The 1,183-nt window shown below is 42.4% G+C and carries 1 protein-coding gene and 1 pseudogene; both read right to left on the minus strand.

Annotated features, from left to right (window positions below; translation table 11 throughout):
* Window positions 1–110: 110 nt before the first annotated feature.
* Window positions 111–440, minus strand: coding sequence for a hypothetical protein (locus ACFIMX_RS06720; protein WP_375613937.1), 330 nt, complete (start codon window positions 438–440; stop codon window positions 111–113).
* Between the two features lie 10 nt (window positions 441–450).
* Window positions 451–1,183 (minus strand): annotated as a pseudogene (locus ACFIMX_RS06725) (hypothetical protein); the annotation flags it as partial.

Genomic DNA, 1,183 nt, shown 5'->3' on the forward strand with positions numbered 1-1,183 from the left:
TCCCATTGTTTGATAAGCTCTAATCCTTCTTTCGATATCTTTCTCATCTGACGCTCCATAAAAAAAGCCCCACAAAAGTGGAGCTGGATAAAAATGTTTTCTTATGATCTCTATTGGCTATGCTCTTTGATCAGCTGCTCGACTTCTTCAACACGAAAGCCAAGTTGAAAGAGCGGCGCATAGTCGCTTTCCTGTAATTCATACTGACAACGCTTTTCTACAAAATCACCATTTAAATCAAACGGCATGGTTGTTGTTAGACAAACCTTATGCGTGTCATCTTCAATCCCCTCTTCTCCCTCTCCAAGCTCTTTGACAAAAACCCAATAAAAACGTGTTGCTAAAAGCATCTCTAGCCTTCTTACCGTTTCAACTTTGTCAAAAGAAAGCATGTTCAGATAATCTTGCTTGCTATTTAAATGTTCTGGATAATCTATCATCTACCCCTCCTCACAAATCACGGGAATGGCTACACCCACGCGCACATAATTGTTCATTACCTCTAGAAGAAGATACCGTGGAGCGTGCAAAACATCCGCTATCTACACCATGACTCCACCCTCCTCCTCCTGATAACCATCTCATTTCTAACCTAGCCTGCCCCCTATTCGTTATTTGCATAGGAAACGTTCCTGCTAAAAACTGCCAAACATAACCGCAACCTTCCTCACAACCGATATGCGAGATCATACGACGATTTGCTGTATCAACGTGACCTCCTGAAGTCTTAGGAGAGGGGGGAGACTTACCTTTAATACTTGTTTTGTCATTACTTCCATACATGGTTGAAGCAAATTCCACATCACTCAGTAAGGATTTCTTGACACGCATCATATCCGTTACATGATCTGTATAGGTACGACCTGTTGTGATCGGAACACCATATGCCGAGCGCGTATTTTCACCGGTGCCTGACTGAAGATAAATATCAACCCAAAGATCTGTAGAGGGGTCATAAACCATACCTTCTGGTGAACTATGCGGACGGTGATTTAAACACCAAACTGAATTGGGTAAAATATCCCCTGCTCTATAACCAGACAATGGATGACCAGAAATCGTACCAACATCCGCACAAAGCGTATGAACACCTCCTATCTTGCGCGAATTATTGACGCTGTAACCGTTTGGATACGTAGAGTTTTCTGATACAACAATTTTATGAGAATCTCCCTCCGGTACC

Origin of the sequence: Bartonella sp. AD24XZML, from assembly GCF_042196485.1 — a bacterium.
Lineage (GTDB): Bacteria > Pseudomonadota > Alphaproteobacteria > Rhizobiales > Rhizobiaceae > Bartonella.